General features: G+C 34.6%; 16 protein-coding genes. 6 read left to right on the top strand and 10 right to left on the bottom strand.

Annotated elements, in window-relative coordinates; all coding sequences use genetic code 11:
- The first annotated feature begins 75 nt into the window (after positions 1-75).
- On the top strand, positions 76-831 hold the full coding sequence (locus tag C1Y58_RS25175) for an ABC transporter ATP-binding protein (protein WP_105619925.1): 756 nt from the start codon (positions 76-78) through the stop codon (positions 829-831).
- A complete protein-coding gene (locus C1Y58_RS25170) occupies positions 825-2,036 on the top strand; it encodes an ABC transporter permease (protein ID WP_105619924.1) in 1,212 nt (403 codons plus the stop codon). Before C1Y58_RS25175 ends, C1Y58_RS25170 begins: the two co-directional genes overlap by 7 nt.
- 63 nt (positions 2,037-2,099) lie before the next feature.
- On the opposite strand, the gene C1Y58_RS25165 is transcribed toward C1Y58_RS25170, so the two are convergent.
- Both C1Y58_RS25165 and C1Y58_RS25160 read right to left on the bottom strand, forming a co-directional pair.
- The gene (locus C1Y58_RS25165) at positions 2,100-3,440 is read right to left on the bottom strand and encodes a sodium-dependent transporter (protein WP_105619923.1); all 1,341 of its coding nucleotides are present in this window, start codon (positions 3,438-3,440) and stop codon (positions 2,100-2,102) included.
- Between the two features lie 300 nt (positions 3,441-3,740).
- Positions 3,741-5,177 (bottom strand): glucose-6-phosphate isomerase, encoded by a 1,437-nt coding sequence (locus C1Y58_RS25160; RefSeq protein ID WP_105619922.1) that lies wholly within the window; start codon positions 5,175-5,177, stop codon positions 3,741-3,743.
- A 264-nt stretch (positions 5,178-5,441) separates the two neighbouring features.
- Here C1Y58_RS25160 and C1Y58_RS25155 point away from each other — a divergent pair, with 264 nt between their 5' ends.
- Complete coding sequence (locus tag C1Y58_RS25155; protein ID WP_105619921.1) at positions 5,442-6,620, top strand: AI-2E family transporter; 1,179 nt, start codon at positions 5,442-5,444, stop codon at positions 6,618-6,620.
- Positions 6,621-6,656: 36 nt separating this feature from the next.
- On the opposite strand, the gene pdaA is transcribed toward C1Y58_RS25155, so the two are convergent.
- From pdaA to C1Y58_RS27310, 8 genes are all read right to left on the bottom strand, one after another.
- Positions 6,657-7,649: a delta-lactam-biosynthetic de-N-acetylase gene (gene pdaA, locus C1Y58_RS25150; RefSeq protein ID WP_105619920.1), complete on the bottom strand. Its 993-nt coding sequence runs from the start codon at positions 7,647-7,649 to the stop codon at positions 6,657-6,659.
- A 116-nt stretch (positions 7,650-7,765) separates the two neighbouring features.
- The gene (locus tag C1Y58_RS25145; RefSeq protein ID WP_105619919.1) at positions 7,766-8,845 is read right to left on the bottom strand and encodes a C40 family peptidase; all 1,080 of its coding nucleotides are present in this window, start codon (positions 8,843-8,845) and stop codon (positions 7,766-7,768) included.
- Between the two features lie 481 nt (positions 8,846-9,326).
- Positions 9,327-10,529, bottom strand: a complete 1,203-nt coding sequence (locus C1Y58_RS25140) for a CD0519/CD1768 family membrane protein (RefSeq protein ID WP_170311694.1) — start codon at positions 10,527-10,529, stop codon at positions 9,327-9,329.
- 334 nt (positions 10,530-10,863) lie between these two features.
- Positions 10,864-13,107 (bottom strand): thiamine pyrophosphate-dependent enzyme, encoded by a 2,244-nt coding sequence (locus C1Y58_RS25135; RefSeq protein WP_242985474.1) that lies wholly within the window; start codon positions 13,105-13,107, stop codon positions 10,864-10,866.
- A gap of 132 nt (positions 13,108-13,239) precedes the next feature.
- Positions 13,240-14,328 carry a 2-oxoacid:acceptor oxidoreductase family protein gene (locus C1Y58_RS25130; protein WP_105619918.1) on the bottom strand — a complete coding sequence of 363 codons (1,089 nt, stop codon included), beginning with the start codon at positions 14,326-14,328 and terminating at the stop codon, positions 13,240-13,242.
- A gap of 497 nt (positions 14,329-14,825) precedes the next feature.
- Positions 14,826-15,536 (bottom strand): 5'-methylthioadenosine/adenosylhomocysteine nucleosidase, encoded by a 711-nt coding sequence (locus C1Y58_RS25125; RefSeq protein WP_105619917.1) that lies wholly within the window; start codon positions 15,534-15,536, stop codon positions 14,826-14,828.
- 28 nt (positions 15,537-15,564) lie between these two features.
- Positions 15,565-16,092, bottom strand: coding sequence for a hypothetical protein (locus C1Y58_RS25120; protein ID WP_105619916.1), 528 nt, complete (start codon positions 16,090-16,092; stop codon positions 15,565-15,567).
- Position 16,093: 1 nt separating this feature from the next.
- On the bottom strand, positions 16,094-16,357 hold the full coding sequence (locus C1Y58_RS27310; protein WP_242985476.1) for a PadR family transcriptional regulator: 264 nt from the start codon (positions 16,355-16,357) through the stop codon (positions 16,094-16,096).
- 405 nt (positions 16,358-16,762) lie between these two features.
- Between C1Y58_RS27310 and C1Y58_RS25110 the strand changes: the two genes are divergently transcribed.
- The 3 genes from C1Y58_RS25110 to C1Y58_RS25100 all read left to right on the top strand — a co-directional run bounded on the left by C1Y58_RS25110 (position 16,763) and on the right by C1Y58_RS25100 (position 20,632).
- A complete protein-coding gene (locus C1Y58_RS25110; RefSeq protein WP_105619915.1) occupies positions 16,763-17,020 on the top strand; it encodes a TIGR03905 family TSCPD domain-containing protein in 258 nt (85 codons plus the stop codon).
- 64 nt (positions 17,021-17,084) lie between these two features.
- Complete coding sequence (locus C1Y58_RS25105; RefSeq protein ID WP_105619914.1) at positions 17,085-18,149, top strand: 4Fe-4S dicluster domain-containing protein; 1,065 nt, start codon at positions 17,085-17,087, stop codon at positions 18,147-18,149.
- Between the two features lie 296 nt (positions 18,150-18,445).
- Positions 18,446-20,632 (top strand): heavy metal translocating P-type ATPase, encoded by a 2,187-nt coding sequence (locus tag C1Y58_RS25100; RefSeq protein WP_242985473.1) that lies wholly within the window; start codon positions 18,446-18,448, stop codon positions 20,630-20,632.
- Positions 20,633-20,756 lie beyond the last annotated feature (124 nt).

Genomic DNA, 20,756 nt, shown 5'->3' with positions numbered 1-20,756 from the left:
ATAATTAATTATGCATTACAACATGAAATTTAAAGTTCTTTGAGGACTTAATATGTTAACAAAGGAGGAAAACACTTGGTTCAAGTCAATAACCTAACTAAAATATACAAATCCAATAAAAAAAACAAAACTAATGAAATTCTTGCCACAAACAATCTCTCCTTTCAAGTTTCTAATAATGAGATATTCGGTTTATTGGGACCTAATGGTGCTGGCAAAACGACTACCTTAAGATGTATTTCAACTCTATTGGCCCCGACTAGGGGGTCCATAACAGTCAATGACTTTAATACCGTAGCTCATGCAAAATCTGTCCGCCAAAATATCTGCTTTTTAACTAATGAAATCAAGTTAGATGATCATTTTAGCCCTAACTACCTTATTCATTTTTTTGGTAAACTTCACGGTATGAATGATCAACAACTTTCCGAAAGGAAAACTACTTTATTTAATAAGTTAGGTATCTGGGAATTTAAAGATAAAAAGATTTCAAAACTTTCTACAGGCATGAAGCAAAAAGCCTCTATCGCCATCAGCCTCATTCACGACCCATCTGTTATTATCTTTGATGAACCTACAAATGGACTTGATATTATCACAGCAAAGACCGTAACAGATTATTTATTAGAACTACGCGCAGAAGGTAAGACTATTATACTTTCCACACACATCATGGATGTAGCTTCTAAACTTTGTGATCGCATTGCTGTTATTATTAATGGTTCTATTCATTTGACTGGATCTCTAGAAGAGATTCTTACCCACACCAAAACAAACAATTTAGAAGAAGCCTTTTTTCAACTTTATAATAAGGCGGTGGAATCATGTTAAAAATAGTCATAAAGAAAGAACTGCGTAGAGTATTTACAGATAAGCGTCTTGTTTTTTCTGTTTTCTTGTTACCAGGATTAAGCCTATTCGTCATTTATTCTATGCTGGGTACGTTTATGAATAATTTAGATAATACCTTTGAAGAATATCCGTCAACAGTGCTTCTGCACCATGCACCAAGCTCATTCACCGAATTTATGCAAGATGAAGACTTGGATAATCACATAACTTTCATCTATGCAGATCTAGATGAAAATTTAATGGGACTTCAAAATCAAATTAAAGATAAGAAAGTAGATCTAGTCATGGTATTTGACCCAACATTTAAAGCTGATGTAGCCCAATACCAAGATAGAGAATCACCCCACATTCAGACTTACTATTTGTCCAGTAATAATTACTCCACTTATACTTATAATAAGGTAGTAAATAAGATTTTACCTGCCTACGAAGATTATCTATTATCTTTTCGGTTTGATAATCTCTCTTATTTAGATGCTTTTGAAGTTAATCAGCGAGGTGAAAAAGTAGATTTAGCTGATGAAAAAGAAATAGCTGGTCGCTCTTTAAGCTTTATCTTTCCCATGCTCATTGCAATTTTTCTCTTTGCAAGTGCTATGAGTGTAGGTACAGATATGTTAGCTGGAGAAAAGGAAAGGGGTACTATGGCTACCTTGTTATTATCGCCCATCGATCGCCATACTTTAGCTTTAGGTAAAGTACTTAGCTTAGGAATTATCTCACTTTTAGGAGCTACATCTCTTTTTATAGGTATTATAGCTTCTATGCCTTTTTCCAATAGCTTTTTTATGGCCGGTGATGTTTCCTATGCTTCTTTAGATTTTGGTCCTATTCAAATTATTCAATTAGCTATCCTGTTACTATCAATGGCTGCATTATTCGTCACTTTAACGTGCTTTCTATCCATAATTGCTAAAACAGTCAAAGAAGCTAATACTTATTTAACTCCTTGCTATATGGTGGTGGTTTTGTCGGCAGTCTTAACAACAACTAATATTACTACACCGCCTATGTGGAAGTTTTTTATCCCTATTTATGGCAACATTCTAGCATTACAGGGTTTTTTGACTTTCACACTCACAACAACTCAGTTAATTGCTGCTACATCAGGGTGTCTTCTTATTAGCACTTTGCTTCTCTTATTAATAACACGAAAATTCCATGACGAAAGAATAATCGCATAGTATGATATACTAAAGGCTCCTCTTACGAGGAGCCATCTTTTGTTTGTTAGGGGTATTTCATGTCTAAAAGGAGATAACACCTATTGAATATAAAAATACGAATATAATTGCTATTGGTGTAATAAACTTCAGAATTCCCATAAAGACATTATATGCTGTACTTTCTTGCTTCAATTTTAACTCAGAAGCTATAACTCTTTTTTGCAGTGCCCATCCCACAAAGATTGCTGTTAGTAGACCTACAAAAGGTAAAAGAATATTGGATGATAAGTATTCAGCAAAACTCATCAACGATTGTCCCATAACAGTGATATTAACTGCTCCATTAGATAATGAACAGAGTAGTCCAAAAATCCCTGCTGCTAAACATATTAATAAAGTCCCTTGATTCCTTGAAAGCTTTGTCTCTTCTTCCAGAAATGCAACTGGTACCTCTAACATGGATATAGCTGATGTAAGTGCCGCAATTGTCAATAAGAAAAAGAAGAGAATACTTAGTATATAACCAAATGGAATATTCGTAAAAATAGCTGGTAAAGTGACAAAGGCTAAACCAGCACCTTCACCTGGATCAATACCAAAAGTAAATACTGCTGGAAAAATGGCTACTCCTGCTAAGATAGCTACTCCGGTATCAGCAACAATAACTTGCAGCGCAGTTTTTGTTAAATCTTCTTCCTTAGAAATATATGAACCATAGGTAATCATAGTTCCCATACCTAAACTAAGAGTAAAAAAGGAATGCCCTAAAGCTACGAAAATTGCTTCCATAGTCAATTGATTAAAATCAGGTTTGAATAGGAAAGCAAGTCCTTCTTTAGCACCTTCTAACGTAAATGCATTAACAACTAAAATACATAGCAATATAAAAAAAATGGGCATCAATATCTTGGAGAATTTCTCAATACCGTTCTTCACACCTAAAACAACTATGGCTCCTGTAAAGAGTATAAATAGAAGCTGCCAAAATACTGGATCTAGCCCGCTGGTGACAAAATCGTCAAATGCTATTCCAAGATTACTTATATCTTTTCCTGAGAAGTTATTAAAGAGGGACATTATAATATATTTAACACCCCAACCTGCTACAACACTATAAAATCCTAGTGTTATAACAGAAGCAAATAACCCTAACCAGCCGCTTAAAAACCATGGTCTTCCCGGGGCTAGCTCTTTAAAAGCTCCAACTGTATTCTTTCCTGTATGTCTACCGATAATAAATTCAGATAACATAACCGGTAAGCCAACCAGCATGATACAGATAAGATATACAATTAAAAAACTTGCTCCACCATACTTGCCTGTGATATATGGAAAACGCCATATGTTTCCTAATCCGATGGCCGACCCAGCTACAGCGGCTATAATACCTATCTTAGATGTAAATTTATCTCTTTTACTCATTTTGTGTCCTCCTCATTATGTCAGCTATATGTTCTCAAATCTGCAATGTGATGAGGGTAGTAAAAAGCCTCTATTACCTAAGGGTAACAGAGGCTATATATTTTATTATTCTAACCATGCTACCAATCTACTACCGTCAGTTTTCTTTCTACAAAAGGTATATCATCATACCCTAACCTACTTAGCTACTACAGTGATTCTTTATAACATTAGGTACTAAAACTAAAACTCTTAATTCACAATATCGTTTTTTGCAATTACAGGATCAAAATACAGATAAGTGTAAATCAAAATTTGACCCTACATCATAAATTTGCTATTTTTCTCTGGACGAGCATCAAGTTCTGCCTTCTTATCTTCATAGCCTGGACGTCCAAACATAGCATAAGTTGCATTCTTACCTTCTTCAACACCTGGTTGATCAAATGCATTGATGTCCATTAACTCACCAGCGAAAGCTGTTGTAACTTCAAACAAATATAATAGCTGACCTAATGTAAATTCATTTACCTTTGGCAGTGTTAATGTCATATTCATTTTACCTTGTTTCATAAGAGCATATTCTGTTGCCATTTGTTCAGTCTTAATTAATTGGTCTTGAGTAGTACCACCAAGAAAACCTAAACTTGGTATATCACCATACACCTTAGGTATACGTAATGATTTATTGTATTCATCTACTCCAATGAATACAGTCATCTTATCAAAAGGACCTTCAGCATATAATTGAACTTGTGAATGCTGATCAGTTGCACCTAATGCTTTAACAGGTGTTTGCCCTACATTAACTGCATCACCATTATTATTAAACTTTTTACCTAAACTTTCTGCCCATAATTGTGCAAACCAATCTGCAATATACTTCAAGGAATCTGCATAAGGCATCATAACTTGAATGTTTTTATCTTGTTCCATTGCTAGATAGCTTAAAATACCATACATAGAACCTGGATTTTTAAATGTATCTTCGATTTTACATAACTCATCCATATAAGCTGCTCCAGCAAGTAATTCTTCAATATCAATCCCTGCCATAGCTGCAGGCAATAACCCTACTGGTGTTAGCTCTGAGAAACGACCACCTACACCTGCTGGAATAACAAAGCTTTTATAACCTTCTTTATCAGCCATAGGTCTTAAATTACCGTTTTTAGCATCAGTCGTACAGACGATATTTTCTTTATAACTGTCACCTAAACGTTCTTTTAACATGTCTTCGATGATCATGAATTGAGACATTGTCTCTGATGTACTTCCTGATTTAGAAATAACATTGAAAAGTGTTTTCTCTACATCAATAATATCAAATAAGTAGGATAAATTTTCAGGATCTACATTATCAGCTACATAGAAACGTGGGAATCCACCTCTATCTTCTTTAGACAATTCATTGAAGAAGGGATGATTAATAGCTTGTTGAACGGCGATTGGACCAAGAGCAGATCCACCAATTCCTAGCACTACAAATGCATCAAACTTATCTTTCACGACATCTGCATAAGCTTTAATATCAGCAACTACTTCAGCTTGATTATATGGTAGATCTCTCCAGTCCATATCACCATTAGCTCTTTTTTCTTTCATAGAAGCTTCTGCTATCTCGATTTTTTCTTGAATAGCAACAATATCCTCTTCTTTAATTCCATGTTCACCAACAAAGTCAGCCATCATGTTATTAAAGTCCATTCTTAATCGCATACTTTCTTTCCATGTTTGATCTTCAAATCTTTTGCTCATTATCTATAACCTCCTTATGTATTTAAGAGAATTGAATACTATATTTCTCGGCTACATATAGCCTATTACTTACTGTTTTATATCATTAACGATTATACCCTTAATATATAGAAAAGTAAAGTTTAGGTACGTTGGGTTATTTATTTTCTCATTTTTTAATAGATTTATAATGGATTCTATGGAATAGTTTGTTATAATATAATAGACATAACCTCATACTTAACATGAGCAGTTTTCAATAAAATATACTTAAAGGAGAGAATAATGAATAAGAAAGATATTCAGAAGAATTATTATAAACTTATTCCACCGGCATTAGTCTTAGTAACGTTATCTTGCCTGATTTTTTATTTTGTATTTCAATATAAAGGATTAAGCTTAATCTATAATGCTATTGGAACAGTAGTAATTGCTTTTGTCATGATTTATTTACTTAAGCCCATTGTGGATTTTTATGAAAGAAAGATACCTATTAAACGAGGATTAGCAATCTTACTTGCATTTTTAACAGTAATAGCAATCATCATCCTCATGTTTGTATTATTCATACCAAGTTTAGTGGATAGTGTTAAAACTTTTGCTAAAGATATTCCTACTTACTCCAGAGAGTTAGAATCCTTATCCTATCAATTATTAGCCTATTTATCTAATACCTTTGATGTTGAGGATCTTGTTACTCAAGTACAAGAATTCTTAATGGGCTACTCATCCACCATCATTAATTTTGGTACAGATTTAATTGGTTCAATTGCTTTGGGTGCAACCAGCGTAGTAACTTTAACTTTTAACTTTATTATCGCTATCTTCATGGCTTGGTATGCTCTAGTAGATGCAGAAGCGATGCAGGATTATACTAAAAGATTTGTTAAAGCTGTTTTTAGACCTAAGACAGCCAATTACATTATAAAAGTAACCCATTTAACGGATAAAGCTGTTAAAAACTTTTTAGTCAGCAAACTAATAACCTGTATTATACTTGGTTTCTTAGTGTATATTGGTATCATTATCGCTAATTTATTCGGTTTGGATATCCCTTATGCACCTCTATTCGGTTTAATCATTGGTTTAACAAATATTATTCCTTATGTTGGTCCACTTATGGGTACCATACCTTGTCTCATTATTACACTACTCACTGGTATCCCAGAGACTGTTGCTTTACTAGGTATTGTATTATTGATGCAGCAAGTAGATAACATCTTTGTTGGACCAAAGATATTAGGTGATTCTTTAGGTGTTAAACCATTCTGGGTTGTTGCATCTGTAGCAATCGGCGGCAGTTTATTTGGGGCCATAGGTATGGTTCTTTCTGTACCCATCGTAGCCGTTATTCAAACTTTACTTACTGAGTACATTGAATCTAAAGAGGCTATACACATGGCTACAATTCCAGATATGCACGTTACTCCGAAGAGTGAAGATGAAGATCCAAGAAAAGAATGACATGAAAAAGCTCCAGAACTTAATCTGGAGCTTTCTTTATTTCAATTCATCTAATGTACCAAATCGGTAGCCTTCTGCATGTAATGACTCAATGATACTAGCAAGCGCTTCTGCATTTGAAGATGATACAGAATGAAGTAGAGGTATGGATCCGGGATGGTGATTCGTCATAACATGATCAAGAGCATAATCTGCTCCCGGTTGATCATCTGTTTTCCAGTCAACATAAGCCATACTCCAAAAAATACTTTTATAACCCACAGAACTTGTCAGGTAGAGTGTTCTTTCACTGTATTCACCCATAGGTGGTCTAAAATAAGCATCCATTGAGTAACCTGTTGTCTCTAACATATAGGCAGCAGTATCTTCTAATTCTCTAATGACATCTTCATCACTAAGACTAGGCATACTTTGATGAGTTACTGAATGATTGCCAACAATATGCCCTTCTTCTTTCATCCTTATGACTAATTCTTTATTATCTCTTATGTAAGGCTGGGTTACAAAAAATGCTGCTTTAACATCATGTACTGCTAATGCATCTAGTATTGTTTCTGTATAGCCATTCTCGTAACCGTTATCAAAAGTTAAATAAATCACCTTCTCATTGATATCTCCAAGGTAATAGGCATTATAACTATCAAGAATCTCAGTCTCTGCATAGGCAATTGGTGGTTCATGTTCCGTGTTACGCTTCCAGGACCACCCCTTTGTTTCATTGGAAAGAGAGGATGTTTCCTTTTCAACTATTACAGGTAGTTCTAAATCAATTTCTTCTAAAACCGACTCTTCTTCAGTTTCTTTTACGTTCTCTTCTACCTTTGGTTCCTCTTCTACAATTGGCTCCTCAACAACAGGTTCTACCACTTCAGGTTCAACTGTTATAATGTCGTCTTTATTGCCTACCTCTGGTTCGAGTGTCGGCTGTTCTTCTGAGCTCGTACCAATATTGCTCACAGGTCGCATTTCAGTACAGCCAACAGATAATACTGTAATAAAAAGAATAAGTCCAACGATAATTTTTTTCATGCTTTTCCTCCTTCTCCTTTAGTACATCATATTATACCATAATTACCCTGAAAAAGACTTTAAATCTTTATTAAATGCTCTGTTTAATGCAAAAGAAAAAGAGGCCGGTCAGCCTCTTAGTATAGAATTCTTCTTGCTCCAATATATGGTTTTCCTGATGCATACATATCCGAAATGATTACACCAGTACTTGGCGTACTTGAATGAACAATTTGCCCATTACCAATATAAATGGCAACATGTGAGATATATCCATTATAACCATAGAATAATAAATCACCTGACTGCAACTCACCAACGGATACTGGAACACCATCATTAAACTGGGTTCTGGAGGTACGGCTAATACTTACACCAAACTGTTGATATATACTTTGCGTAAAACCAGAGCAATCTACACCGTATGTTAGGCTTGTACCACCATACACATAAGGTACTCCAACATATTGCATACCCTGATTAGCTATTTCATCACCAAGGCTTAATTCTTCTTCAAAAGCATTTAACTGGATGGCGTTCTCCAATGTTACATATGCTTTATGCACATAACCTATGGCTTCATCCGTTAACTTAACCTTAATCCATTCACCTTCTATACTTATAACGTCAACTTCATTTCCTCGTTGCAGTTTTGTTATAATACTTGAACTTGTATTCGCTCCTTGTCTTACATTTAAGTTATCAGCTATAACAACAGCATTCTTCATTTCTGATATATAGCTTAAGTCTTGTAAGTCTTCTTCGTTAAAAGATAACTTTGTATTATAAACATAGCCATACTGCTCTTTATATAGTACATAACTATATTCTTCTCCAACAGACAAGACTTTTATCTCTTCAGCTCCTGGTATTGTTTCCATAATATTCTCTGTTTTCTGTTCAGGCTCACTGCGCAAATTCACATCTGCTTGTACCAATGCCGGTATTCCATTGAAGGTAACATAATCCTGAAACACATATGCTATTTCATCGTTATATTCAATCTCATAATAATCTCCGTCCACATCAAGTATATGTACTTGACTATCTGTCTCAAGCTGCGAGATGATATTACTAGAATTTTGAACCGGTGCTGTTCTTACATTAATTTGATCTACATTTACAGTCCCTACTACTGCAGCGTGAGCATTCATTGTATAAATCAAAGTACCTGCAATACAACAAAGGGTTTTAACATATTTTTTACGAAAACTCATTTTTTGTCCTCCAGAAGTCAGTTTATTGTGATACTAATCAATTATGTCAAACTTCTCTTTGGTTTATTATATACCTTTTTAAATAAGTTATTAATTAATTATTACATTCTTATTATATCCAGTTCATTTTTTAATGTCAAATCCACCGTGCGTCCCCAATATTACAAGCTTATTTCATTATCATGATATAGAGATCTTTTATTAATATATAATTAATATTTTATTAAATACTTATTAAATTATAGACTTGTCTATACTATTATATGCTATATTATTCCAAAAGTTTCTTGTATATTTCAAATAAACCCAAAAATGATTACCATTACTTTCCTTGTTGAATGTAATATATTTAATTTTTTCTTAATAGACTAAAGGAAGTCACATTAATAATCCAAAACCCAAGCTAAATCTTCATTTTTACGCACAAGAAAAGTAAAAAACTACTCACAATTGTGAGTAGTTCAATATATATTCCATTTCTTTAAATTATCGTGAATAAAACATAAAACCAATGGGCTGCAATTCCTGCCACTAAGCCCCCAATGGTATGACTTATAATAGCCTTACCTGTCAGTTCTCTACAGTCTAAGCTATCCATCATAGCAACATGAGTACTTAAGTAACCACTCCAACACATACCCATTGCTGTAAAGACAGCTATTTCGTTCCCACCTATTAAACCTTCTTCGAGTAAAGTAGGAACTAGCCCAATAGCCGCACCTACAGCCCCTAAAGATGTTATGGGTACTGCTATAGCTTCTGGACTCTGGAAACCAAAAAGTGGCTCCAAAATAAAATCAAGTTGATTAGCAATAGCAGGTAACAAACCAACTCCTTCATAAGCTACTCCGGTATATCCTTCAGGTGAAGGTCCATTCGTAAATAATAGAACAACTGTACATATAATAAGTACTCCTGGTATGATGCTTAATCCAATATCCACACCTGATTTACCACCTTCTAATAATGCAGCTAATAAACGTTGCCCAGTTGTACCTTCTCTTACTTTACGGTAAGTTAAAACATCATAGTCTACATCACTTTTAACAATAGGCTCGGCATCAACGCCATATACTTTCTTAGTAAATTGAAGCATAATACGAACACTGATAATACTACCCACAAAGGCACCTAGGTTACCAATTAAAGCTGGCATAACAAAACTTTCACCTATAGGTGATGCTTGAGCCATCATAAACGCTGTTACAACTAACCCCATACCAAAAGCTGTTCCTAAATTTGTTAAAGCAGGGAGTTGATATTGTTTAAAAAATTTCTTAAAACCATCTTCCTTAGCTAATGTAATAATAGCTGGGTTATCCGATAAATATGTTGTCACAATCCCTAATACTGATGCACCAGGCATGTTGTATAAAGGTTTCATAAATATGGACAAAATCTTATTAAGCATGGAGATGACTCCAAACTCGGTTAAGACAGAACCAATAGCACCTGCCAAAACAGCTATCCCCATAATGAAAAATACGGTATTCAACAATAAGTCGTGGGCAGTATTGATTAAGGTATTAAACATATTAACTAAACCCATAACTGAAATTAAATAACCAAAAAATAAACAGAAAATAATTATTGCAATAATTCCTTCAGTACTTACTGCTTTTTTAAGTCCATTTGTGCTAACTCTTTGATTTAGCTTCCTGGAAGTATTCTTCATAGTTTCCATGTAAATGCCCCCGATTTAAATTTTTCAAGCTAATTATAGGGCATTCTTAAATAAATGTAAATAACTTATTGATAAATAAAATTTTTTAAAGATTTTTAAAAAAAATCGTAAAATTTTATTGCAAAACATCTTTAAATTAATAACTTACTTAATGCTTTTAGGTAAGGCTAATGACCACATTCAAAACCTTTTCCAGATAGATACTCTTGTACTACTTTCATCATAAATTTTCAACTATATTTTTCAATATAAAAACCGACCTCCATCAGTTAGATTTTAGGCCTAACATCTGGGGGTCGATTCATTAACAGGTTCTTTTATCTATCACATTATCCTATAAGAATGGGCTATCGCTTTGAGCTTTAAGTCGACCCCAACGACGATCCACTTCTTCTTGGATACTTGTTAAAATACTTTCATTATCAGGTTTTAACAAGTGCTTTGTTCTACCCATCATGCTAAAGAAATCAGCAATAGGTATCTTTTTATTTTTTGCTTCTGGATTGTAAGTGATGTTTGTAATACCTCTTTCAATTTCATAAAGAGGATGGTAACAACTATCCACTCCTGCTTCAATAACACTACGCTCATAGCGAGGATTATCACCCCAGTTAAGAGGGCATGCTGATAGTGTTTTAATGAATGCTAGCCCATATTCATTAGCATACTTTTGAGCTTTAGCAGCTTTCTTAATGAAGTCCATAGGTATATGCTCGGATACAGTAGCTACATATGGAATATTCGTTGCTGCAAAAATCTGAGGTGTATCTTTGTGGAAGGTTATCTTACCAACTTGAGCCGGACCTACATGTGATGTAGATGTTTTAGCTCCCATAGGAGTCGTATAAGATTGTTGATAACCTGTATTCATATAACCACCATTATCATATTCCATAATGATCATTTTATGATTTCTTAATGCAGCACCAATAGCAGGTCCCATACCAATATCAAGCCCACCATCACCACTAACCATAACAAATGTAAACTCATCTGGAATCTCACCACGACGTTTCTTTTCTTCAAACATTTCAACAAGACCCGATAATGTAGCTGCACCATTTTGGAATAAGTTATGAATATAACTTACACGGAATGATGTTTTAGGATAGGCTGTTGTAACAACCATACCACAACCTGTTTGGAATAAAAGAACAACGTTTCCTTCAATACCTTTTAATAACAAGTTAACATTAACTGGAATACCACAACCAGGACAAGCTCCGTGACCGGCAACCCAGCGTTTTGGCATTTTAGTAGCATTCTTTATAATACCACCTTTTACTTTGAAGAGACCATTTTTATCATCCACTTCAACAGATGTAACTCCTGGACTTGCCTCTTCTTTAGAGATTGGTTTCATGTATTGAACTGGTTCATAACCTTCTTTACCTTTATATTGACCATAGTAATCAAACTTCTTATGCTCTTCCTTTTTGCCTTCTGCTATATCATAAGCTTTATTCAACATATGGATAGCATCTTCTTTATAGAAGTCTTTACCACTTAGACCATAAACTAATGAGTTGACTTCAATATCAGCCTTAAAATCGTGTAATGTAGCTTTTAACTCCAGTGACAAGTTACCACCACCTGCACCGTAACTATCTTGTCTATCAGCTACTACTATGGATTTAACATCTTTACAGATATTATAGAGACCTTCTTTATCCCATGGTCTTAATGCATTAATGGTGAATACACCAACTTTTTTACCTTCTTTTCTTAATTCATCAACTGCAATCTTTGCAGTATCATAGGATGAGCCAAGAATAAATAATGCCGCTTCAGCATCTTCCATTTCATGACCCTCAATTACTGTATACTGACGTCCAGAAATTTCTTCATATTCCTTGAATACACGTGGAATTACTTCTCTTGCTTCTTCCATTGCTAAATGCAGCTGGAACTTATTATTGATTAAATCTGGCTCATTCATATAAGAACCAATTGTAACTGGTTTGTCAGGATCTAATGCATGTGTATCTGCAACGTATTCTCCTAAGAAATCTCTTACATCTTCATCATTTGCGAATACATTAACTCTTCTCTTCTGATGAGAGGTAAAGAAACCATCGAAAGCTACTATTACTGGTAACTTAACTTCTTCAGCTATTTTCAGAGCCATAATATTTAAGTCATAAACACGTTGTGGATCTTTTGCAAAGAGAATGATCCATCCGGTATTTAATGTATACATGATATCACTATGATCACCTTTAATAGATAAAGGACCTGATACAGTTCTACATACAACATTTAGAACCATTGGGAACCGTGTACCAGATTGTACAGGTAACTGCTCTAATGCATAGAGTAAACCGTTAGCTGATGTTGCATTAAATACACGCCCACCACCTGCAGTCGCTCCATAACATATACCTGCGGCACCATGCTCTCCATCACCTGGAACCATTTTAACATGATGTTTTCCGTCAGCCTTTAATTCATCTAACTTTTCAGCAATCTTTGTTGATGGTGTAATTGGGTAATAACCCATTACATGATAATTTATTTGTTTGGCGGCGTATGCTGCCAATTCATTACCACTGTCAAACATTATTTTTTGCTCTTTCACACCTATTCCTCCTATCCGAATATATCGAACTTAGCTACTTCTACTAATAATTAAGATCAATATGCCTTCTTTGATATTCTTTGGTTAATGAATGCTTGGCATCCAATGTTAAAAACCAATTTGAGTATTTACTTATGGCTCTATAATAAGGGTATTGTCTTCTTTTTCAGTTGTTTGAATGGAGTTTGCTCCAACAAAATCTTCAAAATCTAACTGATCAACGACTAATTCTTGGTTTCGTACATGATTTTTCCAAAGGTCATGTTCACGCTCAAGACCTGCTGTTAATGCATCTGTAGGACATACCTCTACACATCTTAAGCAACCCTTACAGTGATGATAATCAGGACCTAAATTGACCATTCCTTTTCGTCCTTTGAATTCACCTTCAGCAAATTGGAATACCATATCAGGACAAGTAGTATCACACATACCACAATGGATACAAGCTTCTTCCTTAAAGATAGGTGCATAACCTACACGACTGGCTGAAACATCATTACTGATGGTACTAGCAATGTTAGGATTATTACCTCCTAATGGTGCATTATCCCAACCCCAATCTCTTTTTACTTCCTTGAACTCTTGATAAGGATATTTACCATCTTTATCAAATTGCTTTATTTTAACTTCCTCATAACCTCTTCGTAAACCTTTTAAGTTTCCTTCTAAAACCGCTGGATACTTCTTACCAATTGTTTCTTTCACAACTTCTTCAATTGCTTCAAGTGGAATGAAATCAGATGCTTTAGCTAATGCACCGAGCATAACCATGTTGATACGTGTTTTTTCTTCAAGTGCAATATTGAGTGCATCCACACAAACAACTGTACCAGCATGCATTTTTAAGTAATCACGTATCTCTTCTGGATTCTCATCTGTATTAACGATAACTTTTGAATTCTCATCCACACCATCCATTACAGGTATTTTACCAACTAGATTTTTATGGAAGAGTGCCAATAGATGTGGCTTTTCTACTGGACTGTTAAGCCTTATCTCTTGCTCTGCATCGCAAAATCTGACAAAAGACTTAACAGGTGTTCCTTTTTTTTCTGATCCATAACTTGCAAAATTTGAACTATTTAAGCCTAAATATAATGCTCCAACTTCACCTAAAATTTTACCACTAACATTAGCACCTAGACCTCCAATACTTTCCAGTCGGATTTCATAGAAACCTAATTCATTGGTTTTGGGTAATTTTATTACTTCGGCCATAAAACATCCTCCTTTTATAGAATATTCTCATAATACACATAGTCTTTTATGTCTTCGTCAACTTTCTAGTAACTAATAATTAGTATTATTTAATATTAATTATATGTTATCCACTAGTGTTTTGCAAGCATTTTTCCGATTGTACTGATTTTAATACATTTTCTTATTTCTTCAGATAAATCCTTAAATCTTATAATCAATTTCACACGTTTTTATTATATGAACTTTATGGACGAGTTATGTAAAAGATAGTAAGCCACACTTTTTTCCAATTTACATAGTAAAAATATTCTTGCTAATTAGATATGAAAATAAGTTAGGCAAATTAGGCATATAAATGACAGCGACTAGATTAAGTCTATAAAGAGAGGTGGAACTATTTGAAAAGTAACCTTAGAAAACAAAAAAGTACATGCATCATTTTTGAGTAAGCATGTACCTTGAAGTCTATTAATCAAGTTTAATTAGAGTTGACTATAGATGTGATTATAGTCATTTTAATTTAAATTTTGTAAGATATTTTGTATCATTAATGAAGAGTTTTTAGCTGCTTTTAATACAAATTCATTGAAATTAATTTCAGCACTATGATCTGCTTTATCTGAAATAGCTCTGATGATAACAAATGGGATTTGGTTTAAATAACAGGTATGAGCAATTGCTGCTCCTTCCATCTCGGTACAGTATGCCTGAAATTCATGAATTATCTCTTCTTTAATTTCTTTACTTGCCACGAATTGGTCTCCACTAACTATTCGTTGTACAAATACACCAGGGTTATTAGGTAAGATTTTGCCTGCTTCTTTAGCTAATTGAATCATTTTTTCATCAGCTTTAAAAGTGCTTTCTTCCATTCGTGGTATGATTCCCTTCTTATGACCAAATGCAGTTGTATCAAAATCATGGTAAACAGCATCTGATGATATGACAATATCGCCAATGTCTAAGGTTTTATGTAGTGCTCCTGCAACACCCACATTAACAATCACATTGACATCATATTGGTCAATTAAAACTTGTGTGCAGATGGCTGCGTTAACCTTTCCGATTCCACAGCGAACAACGACTACTTTTTCACCATGTAATAACCCACTATAAAATGTCAATCCTGCTTGATCAGTAGTGTTTTGACAGTCCATAATCTCCTTTAATTCATCAACTTCTTCATCCATTGCGCCTATAATACCTATAATTTTATCTTTGTCCATTCTCTTTCCTCCTCATGTAGTATTCAAGTTATTCTTTATTGCTTTCTAAGCTCTTAGACTTAAGACCTCGCACTAATAGGATAATCCCTATAACAATTAAAGCAATTGGCCATAATAAATCTAATAGTTGCTCTGAAATCTCAGTATCTACAAATTCATCAACATATATTATTAGCGAAACGCCGTACATTATGCCAGAAATAAGCAGCGGCCAATTCCGCTTTCCTCTTGAGCTATTTTTAAATCGAGATGTATGAATGATATAAACAAGTAAAAAGTTTGTGGCTAGTATTAATGTCGTAATGACATCTTCATATCTGATAAAAAAAATATCATCTTCAAACCAAACATAAATCTGTCCCATGAAAATAATTAAGGCTACTAATAGAAAACCAACATTTCGATAGTGTTTATTGTAACCGTAGTATATGTATAATCCTACAGCACCACCACTGATTAACAGTGCCATGTAGTTATCCATATCAATAAATCTACTTAGAATTCCAATGATCCCCAATACCACTAAGGCTACTCCAATCAAACTTTTCTTATTCATGTTACTTCCCCCTCCAACTCTTCTTTGCGGAGATAAAATCATCCATCATCTTTTTCATGAATGCCCACTCATCTATTTTAGTCTGATAAAAAGATTGACCATTTTCTGTTATTGCATAATATTTACGCCTTCCGCCTTTACTTTCACCATCATCCCAATAGGAACGGATATACCCATTAACCTCTAATCGTTTTAAGGCAATGTATAATGTACCCTCTTTAAGCTCAAAAGCACCGTCACTATGCTCTTTAACATTTTTGGCTATTTCATAGCCATAGCAGTCATGTTAGTGAATAATACTAAGATAATTGTATCAATATGACCTTTTAAAACTTCTTTGCTAACTTGCATAGAACCACCTTCCAACCTCATAATAACACATCATACCTAACTATACAATGTACTTAGTATTACTTAATATATGTATCAAATCTAGGTTGTTTGTACTCGTGAAACAAACCTATTTAATGCCTCTTTTGGTATTAAAAATTTTAATAGCGCTCATAGCCTTGTATATTAAACTTTTCTTAATCATTATAATTTTTATAAGTTGTCACTCTTAGATAAGCTATGATATAATCCCCTTATGTTATGACCTAGAATCCTACTTAAAATTACTTTTTTACTTAACGTAGTATTCTGACTGCTAATGACAATAAGGAGGACATTTATGGATACTTTTAGAACTTCAGGAGTCTGTGCAAAAGAAGTTAAATTTGAGATTGAAAATGATAAAATTAAGCAAGTAGAGTTTATCGGTGGTTGTGATGGTAACCTACAAGGCATTAGCCGATTAATAGAAGGTATGGAAGTCAATGAAGCTATTAAACGCCTTTCAGGTATTACATGCGGACCAAAAAGATCATCATGTCCCGATCAATTAGCCGTAGCGCTTCGAAATAAACTGGCTGCAACTAATGACGTATAGATATTATCAATAACTGTATAAATAAAGCCAAATTAAATTCAGTAATGATAAAAGGAGGGTTTCCATGAAGTATGATGAGAGAGATATCATGTTTGCTAGAATGACATACCAGTCTGGTGGACTACAATATGAGGATTACTACAAACGCCATCCTGAAAAAAAAGAAATTGATGATACATTGCGAAATATGCCAAATATCTGTGGCGAAGGTACTGCAACTTATCATCCTATCAATGGTAAAATGGTTGATTCTACCTTTGAATTTCTCTCTAGATTGCACCCTCTATGCCAAGGTGATATCAACGGTATACGATTAGAAAACTACGATAAAGCTGAAATGACGGAACGTATCAAAGGGTTAGCTACTTATTATAATGCAAAACTTGTAGGTGTTACTGAAATGGAAAACAACCATTACTATTCACATAGAGGACGACATCCCGAGGATTATGGTCAACCTATTGATTCAAACGAACAACATCCCTACGGTATTGTTTTCGCAGTAGAGATGGATCAGGATTATATTTATCGTGCTCCACAGCTTTCAGTATCTTTAGCCTCTACCAAAGGATATATTGATGGTGCAATCGTAGGAATGATTATCAGTCACTTTATTCGCAGTTTAGGTTATGAGGCTCGTAATCATATGGATGGCAATTATATGGTCATCGCTCCACTAGTGGCTCGTGATGCAGGTCTTGGTCAATTAGGTCGACAAGGGTTGCTTTTGACAAAGGAATATGGCAGCCGTGTTCGTCTTGGTGTTGTTACTACTAACATGCCCTTAAATACGGATGCTCCAATAGACTTTGGGATAACAACTTTCTGCGATGAATGCGGAATTTGCTCAAGAACTTGTCCAGGTAAGGCCATCTCTAAAGAAGGTCCACAGGATTATGATGGTATACTAGGTTTTAAAATTAATCATGAAGAATGTTATCGTAGATGGCGGAGCATAGGTACCGATTGCGGTATATGTATAGCTAATTGTCCTTTTAGTGATCATGTTGATCCTTCTTTAATAGAAAAGATGAAAGATGATGCAGAGATTCGGCAAAAAATTATACAAAATTTTAAAGAAAAATACCCTATCCGCCCTTATTTAAGGGGAAATCCAGATTGGATGTAAGAACTTTATACCGTTGAAACACACAGGAGCAATGTAAGATCGCCTCATGTGTGTTTTTTATTGTAACATCATAAAAATATAAAATGTAATACGGACTACTCCCCCATTGTTTAAGTCTTGCAATAAATATAAGTCCATCATTCATAGGTATCGAAAATATTATTTTAATTCAGTTTTCATATTGCTTTGTGAAAAGAATTATGTTATATTAATAACGTAATACATATGCACAAATGCTTATATGTTTAAATATAATATTATAATATAAGTTCGCTAACATGAACGGAGGTATTAGTATGATTACATTAGAAATGAAGGGGCTATCTTGTGCTAATTGCGCAAGTAAAATTGAGGAAAGGGTAAATAACCTCTCTACTGTTAAGGAGGCTACTATGAATCTTATGAGTAGAACAATGAAGATCGAAGCTAACGCTACTCATGACAAAGATTCTATTATTGAAGAAACTAAAAAAATAGTTTCTGCATTAGAACCAGATGTAGTGGTTTTAGAAAAGGGTAAGAAACAACCACAGGCAGATGGGGATTCATGTGGTTGCGACCATTGTCATACATCATTTGATGATATACAAAACGCTGAAGAAAAGACATCCTTCTGGGATGCAGTAAAAGACTATGCAAAGAATAATAAAATAATGATGGTTGGATTCACTTTATTTATTATAGGTATTACACTACGAATGCCTAACTCCATTGAGATTGGTGTTTATTTGACGTCTTATCTGCTTGTAGGTAGTGTTGTTCTCGTTACAGCAGGTAAAAATATATTAAGAGGTCAAGTTTTTGATGAACACTTCCTAATGGCTATAGCAACTGTTGGTGCATTAGCTTTAGGTGAATACCCTGAAGCAGTAGCCGTTATGGTTTTCTGGCAAATTGGAGAAGCATTCCAAGATTTTGCAGTTAATAATTCTCGTAAAAATATTAAAGGATTACTGGACTTAAAAGCTGAGTATGCTAATTTACAAACAGCTGATGGCTTAAAGCAAGTAGATCCAGAAACTGTTCAAGTAAATGATCTTATTGTTATAAAACCTGGTGAAAAGGTTCCTCTCGATGGCGTTGTTATATCTGGTAAAGCCATGATGGATACAGCTGCATTAACTGGCGAATCTGTTCCAAGAAGTGTTTCTGAAGGTGATGATGTTTTAAGCGGTTTTATTAATAAGAATAGCGTCATTACTGTAAAAGTCACTAAATTGTTATCTGAATCAACAGCATCAAAAATTCTTGATCTCGTAGAAAATGCAAGTGCTAAGAAATCTAAAACAGAGCAGTTTATTACAAAATTTGCTCGTTACTATACTCCAGTTGTCGTTATAGCAGCTGCTTTACTGGCTGTTGTACCTCCACTAGTTGTACCTGGTGCAACATTCCCTGATTGGATCGAGCGTGCCCTAATTTTCTTAGTTGTATCCTGTCCATGTGGTCTTGTTGTCTCCATTCCTCTTGGATTCTTTGGTGGTATTGGCTCTGCTTCTAAGCACGGTATACTCGTAAAAGGTGGCAACTATTTAGAAGCACTTAACAGTGTTACTACAATCGTATTTGATAAAACAGGAACATTGACCAAAGGTGTATTCAAAGTTGCTGATATAAAGCAAGCTAATGACTTTACACCTGATGAAATCATCGAAATGGCTGCTATGGTGGAAGGCTATTCTAATCACCCCATTGCAAAATCCATTAGAGAAGCTTATGGTCAGGAATTTGATGAAAACAGAGTTAAAGATTTTGAAGAGATCTCAGGTCACGGTATTAAAGCTCTAGTTGATGACCGAGCAGTGGCAGCAGGTAATTATAAGTTAATGGAGCAATTAGGTCTTAACTATAACGAACCTCATGAAGTGGGCACCATTGTACACGTAGCTATCGACAGAAAATATGCAGGATACATTGTTATCGCTGATGAACTTAAAGAAGATGTCATGAGTCTAACAGATCAATTGCATAAAGCTGGTATTAAAAAGGCTATCATGTTAACTGGTGATCATAAGTCTATTGCTTCAAAAATTGCTTCTCAACTGAAGCTTGATGATTTCAGAGCTGAATTGTTACCAGGTGATAAAGTTGATGAATTCGAACGGATAAAAGATAGTGTTTCTAATAAAGAAAGGGTGGCTTTTGTTGGTGATGGTATCAACGATGCACCTGTATTAGCTAGGGCAGATATCGGTATATCAATGGGTGGTGTTGGATCTGATGCAGCCATTGAAGCTTCAGATATCGTTCTTATGACGGATGAGCCTAAAAAGATTGTAGAAGCAAAACTCATTGCTCTCATGACTAGAAAAATAGTATGGCAAAACATTATCTTTGCTTTAGGCATCAAAGTTGGTGTACTTCTTATGGCTACAGTTGGTATGGCTACGATGTGGGCCGCTATTTTCGCTGATGTGGGTGTAGCATTATTAGCTATCCTCAATGCATCTCGAATATTAAAAGCAGAAATAAAAGTGGATTAAAAGGCTATAAGATTATAAAAGAGAAGTGGCTCATATTTGAGCCACTTCGAGTCTGTAACGTAAACTGTGTAAAAATCTCCATCCTGGTTATAATCCAAACAATCAGGAAGGAGATTTTTTTATG

The sequence above is a fragment of the Vallitalea okinawensis genome (assembly GCF_002964605.1).
In the GTDB taxonomy this organism is placed as follows: Bacteria; Bacillota; Clostridia; order Lachnospirales; family PQDH01; genus Vallitalea_A; species Vallitalea_A okinawensis.
This window is presented reverse-complemented; position numbering and strand designations above follow the sequence as displayed.